The 6436-nt window shown below is 41.8% G+C and carries 8 protein-coding genes and 1 other RNA gene; 2 read left to right on the top strand and 7 right to left on the bottom strand.

From position 1 onward, the window contains the following. Positions 1 to 31: 31 nt before the first annotated feature. Genes dolP through CWB85_RS15125 form a run of 4 tightly spaced genes read right to left on the bottom strand, consistent with a single transcriptional unit; the run spans position 32 to position 3469 of the window. Positions 32 to 598 (bottom strand): division/outer membrane stress-associated lipid-binding lipoprotein, encoded by a 567-nt coding sequence (dolP, locus tag CWB85_RS15140; protein WP_138555342.1) that lies wholly within the window; start codon positions 596 to 598, stop codon positions 32 to 34. Further along, entirely contained in the window at positions 598 to 1185 is a 588-nt protein-coding gene (locus tag CWB85_RS15135) for an SIS domain-containing protein (RefSeq protein WP_016709492.1), read from the bottom strand. The genes dolP and CWB85_RS15135 overlap by 1 nt, the downstream gene beginning before the upstream one ends. Before the next feature lies 1 nt (position 1186). Further along, entirely contained in the window at positions 1187 to 1558 is a 372-nt protein-coding gene (locus CWB85_RS15130) for a YraN family protein (RefSeq protein ID WP_016709491.1), read from the bottom strand. Positions 1559 to 1591: 33 nt separating this feature from the next. Further along, entirely contained in the window at positions 1592 to 3469 is a 1878-nt protein-coding gene (locus tag CWB85_RS15125) for a penicillin-binding protein activator (protein ID WP_138555341.1), read from the bottom strand. A 62-nt stretch (positions 3470 to 3531) separates the two neighbouring features. Here CWB85_RS15125 and rsmI point away from each other — a divergent pair, with 62 nt between their 5' ends. Then, positions 3532 to 4389, top strand: a complete 858-nt coding sequence (gene rsmI / locus CWB85_RS15120) for a 16S rRNA (cytidine(1402)-2'-O)-methyltransferase (RefSeq protein ID WP_016709489.1) — start codon at positions 3532 to 3534, stop codon at positions 4387 to 4389. 43 nt (positions 4390 to 4432) lie between these two features. After that, positions 4433 to 4795: RNase P RNA component class A (gene rnpB, locus CWB85_RS15115), an RNA gene on the top strand. Between the two features lie 273 nt (positions 4796 to 5068). On the opposite strand, the gene CWB85_RS15110 is transcribed toward rnpB, so the two are convergent. Genes CWB85_RS15110 through CWB85_RS15100 form a run of 3 tightly spaced genes read right to left on the bottom strand, consistent with a single transcriptional unit; the run spans position 5069 to position 6124 of the window. Next, entirely contained in the window at positions 5069 to 5323 is a 255-nt protein-coding gene (locus CWB85_RS15110) for a hypothetical protein (protein WP_016709488.1), read from the bottom strand. A gap of 3 nt (positions 5324 to 5326) precedes the next feature. Further along, positions 5327 to 5773, bottom strand: a complete 447-nt coding sequence (locus tag CWB85_RS15105) for a hypothetical protein (protein WP_016709487.1) — start codon at positions 5771 to 5773, stop codon at positions 5327 to 5329. A gap of 6 nt (positions 5774 to 5779) precedes the next feature. Continuing rightward, complete coding sequence (locus CWB85_RS15100) at positions 5780 to 6124, bottom strand: hypothetical protein (RefSeq protein ID WP_016709486.1); 345 nt, start codon at positions 6122 to 6124, stop codon at positions 5780 to 5782. Between the last annotated feature and the right edge of the window lie 312 nt (positions 6125 to 6436).

The following is a 6436-nucleotide window of genomic DNA, read 5'->3' as shown; positions in this document are numbered from 1 at the left end:
GTTGCTCGTTGCTCGTTGCTCCTGATACCTTTTACAAATATTCAAATACTTTAATTACACGCTCTACACCAGATACATTACGGGCAACATCTACAGCGGTGTTCGATTCAGCATCTGATACTAAGCCCATTAAAAATACTTCACCGTTCTCTGTAACTACTTTGATGTTGTTGCTACTGATATTTTCAGTGGTGAGTAATTGTGTTTTTACTTTAGAGGTAAGCCAAGAGTCGTGGGTTCGGGTGCTCATACTTATATTAGAGCCAATACGCAGCTGGTTATGTATTTTACGTATTGCAGGTAAGCCCTCAATCGCTCGCTGAGCTTCGTCTTTCATTTCTTGGTTAGCAACTTGGCCTACGAGTAATACAATGCCGTTAACGCTAATTACGTTAATATTGGCATGATCAGCAAGACGAGGCACATCGTTTATTGCAACCCCAGCTTTGATTTCAATATTGCTATCGTCTATTTGTGAGCCAAGCGTACGACGATCGTTTGCTGCAGTAACAGCTCCCGCAGTGCCAGCGACGACTGCAGCGGCACAACCTTGTAATAATAAAACCGTACTGATAACGATAAGAGATTGTTTCAACATTAATTTTCTTCCTGTGGGAATAAGGTTAAGTCGACGAGTTCGCTTAAACAATGAAGATTAACCAAGTGAGATTCAATAATGCGACTTGGACGTTTTGATGGCACACGTATTTCTACGTCATTTGCACCCAGTAAACCAACTAATTCACCACCGTCATCACCAACCAACACAATGACTTTCATATCTTTAGTGAGTGCCGCTTCAACTGCGCTAATGATATTTTTTTCATTACCATTGATTGCCAACACTAACAGTAAGTCGCCTTGTTGAGCAAAAGCGCGAACTTGACGAGCAAAAGTATCTTGGTCATCACTTTGGTTGTTTTGACCAAGATTGATATGTTCTTGAGAGAGAGCAATTGCGGGTAAACACGGGCGTTCGGTTTCATAGTAATTGATCAATACACCTGCCATATGCTGCGCAAGCATATGGCAGCTAGCGGTGCCGCAACAGATCAATTTATTACCATTGATCAGGCTTTGCGCTATGGTAAATGCAGCTGCTTCTAATGCACTAGGGAGTACTTCACCTGCGGCAATTTGCACTTGAATGCTTTCTGTAAAAATTTCTTTAATGGTATCTTGCATATTAAAATACGTTTTTTATCCAATTAAGTTGTTGTGATGCTTCGCCGGTTATAGCGACAAAGTCAATTCGTATTGCTTGGTCACTCAGTTTTTTCGCCGCTAAATAATGGTAAATTGACCGTTTTAAGCGTGCTTGCTTTTGCTTCCCTAAAGCATGGAGTGCTCCGCCTTTAACATGGCTACTGCGAAATTTCACTTCCACAAACACTAACGTGTTGCCATCGCGCATTATTACATCTAGCTCCCCGTAAGGGCAGTTATAGTTACACTCAATAGGGATTAGCCCCTGCGCAACTAAATATTTTTGAGCTTCTTGCTCGTAGTATTGGCCTTTTTCCCGGCTATTTTGCCACAGCTGTTTAAACCACGACATAATGACATCCTTGTTCGATAAGTTTGTTAACAACTACTCACTGTTAGATAAGGTGGTAGCTGATTGCATAAATAAGGGCATCGGCGCTGTTGTTTGTAACTGCACTGCTTGGATCTGCCTATCTTTGTACTGTGCCCAATCAAGATGACGATTAACTTGGCCATCACTGGTAATACTTAACTGTCCGGTTAAGCCATTAAAGCGTTTACCGGGGATCATACTCAATTGTGTAATATTACTGAGCATTGCCACAGAGTCATACGCCATGGCAAATAAACGTTGGCTAATATCGGCTTGATCAGGCCACAATGAATTATATTGTTGACGCAAACTATGATCTGCAATTTGCCCACTCAACATCCAAGGTAGTTCAGTAAAATACAAGCCTTCGAGATCGCCTTTATCTGTGCTATCTATTTGTTTACTATGGCTTTTAGAGCTGGCGTACAGAGGAATACGATCTGCAAAAGTACTCACGTTGACATCTAAATAAGGTTTGATAAGTCGCGTTTCCATCGCATCACCAAGGATATAAATAACATCAATATCACGGCGAGAGCGGGTTTCACTTTCGACTTCTTGTTTAAATAGCGATTTAACCGAAGCAACACGCTCTTTTGATTTATCTACTTCAAGCAAGCTAATTATAGTGGTAGGCATGTCTTTTTTATCATTATACAGCCCGACTTCCGGAGTCGTTTCGCTGTAGCGTTGCCATTGTACGTTGAAAAAATCAACTAAGCGCTGCCCTGTACTATTATTAGGTGCTAATAACATTGGCTTTTGGTAGCCCACCGTTAAAAAGTGCTCAAGAGCTTGCTGTACTTCGTGCTCAGGGTTTAAGGCAAAATAGTAATGCTGCGGTGATTGGCGTTCGGCATCTGCTGTATTTAAGTGCAGTACAGGGTAGTCTAATAAGGTTTTGCTTGCAGCAAACTTATCGATATTTCCTTTGAGCAACGGACCAATCACAAAGCTTGGTTGGGCTTCGTGTAATTTAACCGTCAGCTCTTCAGGACTGAGCATTTCGTCAATAAAAATGGTTTCATCAATCGCGGCGTTATCTAATGCAGCTAGTACACCCGCTTTTAAGGCATCCCCCAAACGTTGATTAGCGCCAGATTGCGGCAATAATACCACTAAGCGTTCAATAGTAAGGGGGGTAATGGCAATTAACTCAGCCGCTTTTTTTGGCAATACATCAATTGCAGGGTGACCAGGGTAACGACGTTGCCAATTATTAATCGCTTGATCAAGCTCAACCGGCGCACCTAAATATACTTGATGATAAAGAGCTAAGTTTACCCAGCCTTGCTGCACTACCGAGCCGCGATTAAAGCGCTCCAACGCATACGATGATAATTGTTGTAAATTGTGCCAAAGATCATGGTTGAGTTGTGGGATCGTTAAGTTATTTTTGCTGGCGGTTTCAGACGCGCGAAAAAAATACTCCATCGCTTCTTTTGGCAAATTTTGTGACGCATACACACTGGCAGTTAAATATTGGTGCCAAGCAAAATGTTCAGGTTGAGTTAGTTGGTTGTCTAAGCTGGCTAAGATCTCAAGTGCGGCGGTATTCTTATTTTGTTGTTTTTGCGCAAACGCGATATACAGCTTATTCTGCACTTGATCTACGCTCGGTGTGCGTTCTAATTCAGTGCATATTTGCTCTAGGAGTGGCCATTGTTGCTCTGTGATCGCGGCATCTCGTGCACTATACAAGAGTTGAATTTGGTCCACACCTTGGCGATTTAAAGCTAGTTGGTACAGTGATTGTGCATCAGTTGCTTGAATTTGTGATGAGCTATTAGCTGAACTGAGATTTTCAGTGGTTTTAGTCGGTTTTTCGGTTGTACTACAGGCCGATAACCCTGACAATATGATAACTAGACTAACAAGTTTAAGTCGCACAATGATTTCCCAATACGTTAAACGCGATTTGCTTATATTACTGACTGACGCAGGAGACCTCAATGTTAAATGAGGAGAATTCACAGAAAATCGGCACTCTTTACATTGTAGCCACCCCAATTGGCAATTATGACGATTTAAGTCAGCGTGCAATCGCGACATTATCGCAAGTTGACTTAATCGCTGCTGAAGACACACGCCATACTGGTAAGTTGCTTAGTCACTTTGGTATTAAAGCTAAAACCTTTGCTTTACATGACCATAATGAAAAACAAAAAGCGCAACAAATTATCGATCAACTTAACCAAGGTTTAAATATAGCACTGGTTTCTGATGCAGGCACACCGCTGATTAGTGATCCCGGTTATGCGGTTGTAAACTTGTGCAGAGAACAAGGTGCTCATGTTACACCTATTCCAGGGGCATGTGCAGCCATCACAGCAGTATGTTGCTCTGGCTTGCCAACAGATCGCTTTCAATTTATTGGTTTTACTCCCGCAAAAAGCAAAGCGCGGCAAGATTTTTTTATTGAAGCGGTTAATTCCAACATCACCAGCATAATGTACGAAAGCACGCACCGTATTATGGCAAGTCTTGATGACTTAGAAATTGCCTTAGGGAGTGAACAACAGGTGGTATTTGCCAAAGAATTAACTAAAACCTTTGAAACATTCTTTAGTGGCACTGTTAGTGAGTTAAAGCAATTTTTAACCGATGACCCAACCAAGCAACGGGGCGAAATAGTGCTTATGTTACCTGGTAACCCTAAGCAGGTTGATGATATTCCGCCAGAAGCACGAAAAATGTTAGCGCTACTTGAGAATGAAATGCCAATGAAAAAAGCCTGCGGTATTGTGGCTGATTACTTTGGCATGAAGAAAAACGCCTTATATAAAACAATTATTGACGAAAAAGGCTAAATCTTTACTGCACACAACTACAAGCTCAGGTATACTGCGCGCCGAGTCAGCCAAGATGATCGCTGCCTGCAACGAAAATGCGCAGGGGGAGGAAAGTCCGGGCTCCACAGGGCAGGGTGCCAGCTAACGGCTGGGGGGCGTGAGCCTACGACAAGTGCAGCAGAGAGGAGACCGCCAACTTCGGTTGGTAAGGGTGAAAGGGTGCGGTAAGAGCGCACCGGGCCACTAGTAATAGTTGGTTGCAAGGTAAACTCCACCCGGAGCAAGACCAAATAGGGTTCCTTAAGGTGTGGCCCACATCGGAACCGGGTAGGTTGCTTGAGCCATAGAGCGATTTATGGCCTAGACGAATGATTATCACTTTCTTCGGAAAGGACAGAACCCGGCTTATACGGCTGACTCACTCATTCAACAAAAAAGCCCGCAGTTAACGCTGCGGGCTTTTTTGTGCTTGTGTTTAGGTTATGGGTCTCGAGTTTCGAGCAGCGCGCTACGGGAGTAGGATGTTGAGAGGTGGACTCAGATCTCAGATATAGAAATTAGAAGTTAGAAACTTAAAATTTAAATTTATTATTTCAATAAATAGACTTGGAATAGCTTACATAAGATAACGTCGAGGTAAAAATAGCAATACGCTTAAGCTAGATATTCAAAAACCACTATCTCAGTATTGCATCGCTTATAGCAGCCGTAATAACCAACTAAATTGACTTAATTTAGCGACATTACTGGAAGGTCGGCGGCTATTTAGCGCTTGATAACCTGCACCGGCAGTAAATGCGCTGGCAATACCCACTTTGGTTACAGCAAAGCGTTTCAGTCGATAGTTGAAAGCTTGATGGTGCTGTTGCTTTAAAGCTTGAATGGTGTTCATCTTTTCAGTTAAATGAGCCACTTTCCGGTTTGGTTTGAGAATAAAGTAATCAATGAGCATCTATTACTCCTTGGTAATATTGAGCAACTGCTTAATGCTATGGCTGGTTTTATCGAAGCCAATTTTACTACTGATATAACCAATGTTTTTCCACAGCCAAAATAAACACAGTAACTGCAAGCTGATCAGGCAAAGGGCACTGAGCCAGATTGATTGGCTAAAGGCGAAAATAGCCAAGCCAAGAGTGACGAGTAGACCAGCCCATAAGAGTACTAAGCCACCTGCAAAGCTTACGAGTAAAATGATAGTCAACGCTAATGAGCGGGTTGATAGTCGCCACTCTGCACTGGCTAACTCTTTACAAATACCAGCTTGTTGGCGGTAATCCTGATAAAGCTGTTCACCATACTGGGTTAATTTAGCTAGGTGATCTTGCCACTGATCTGCACTTTGCTGTGCAGGATCAGCGGCTTGATTTTGCTTATCTTTAAGATCAGTATCTTGTTGCATAACAGCTTACTTGCCACGACGAAGTAATGCAGTTACTAACATACCAGCTGCAAATGCAATACCAGCTGTTGCAAGAGGATTTTCTGATGCTAGCTGACGTGTTTTACCACTGTATTCAGTTAACTTTTCACGAGCAACTTTTTGCTTTTCTGACAGTGTTTCAGCTGAACTAGCTGCGCCATGACGGATACTTTGCTCTGCTGTAGCCGCCTTTGAAGAGAGTGCGTCAACTGCAAGATGAGCCGCTGAAGTGGCTTTATCTGTAAGTGGCGCCTCTGTATGAGGTGCTAGGGTATCTGTATTTTTGTTAGCTGCTGAAGCTGAGTTAGTACTTGATGTTGAAGTAGCCATAATAATCATTCCTTAAATATTAAAATTAAATAGTGCAATACTAACTGCATCCTTTGTACCAGTTCTGCCAAATAATAATTTAACCATTAAATCAGTTGCTTATGTTTTTAATGGAAATTGAAATACTTAAAAAAGCAGCATTTTAGGTAACTATTGCAAAGCCATCGCGTAAATTTTACAAGGCGTAGTTAATAGGCATTTGGTGTTGTTTATTTTGTAACTATTCATTGATTATTCATTAATCACTTAGCTTGGTTTATTTGTTTTTATCTCAGAATAAAATATTTTTTTCAAAGATATCCACTTTTTCCC

It is taken from the genome of Pseudoalteromonas sp. S1727 (genome assembly GCF_005886375.1).
Lineage (GTDB): Bacteria > Pseudomonadota > Gammaproteobacteria > Enterobacterales > Alteromonadaceae > Pseudoalteromonas > Pseudoalteromonas haloplanktis.
This window is presented reverse-complemented; position numbering and strand designations above follow the sequence as displayed.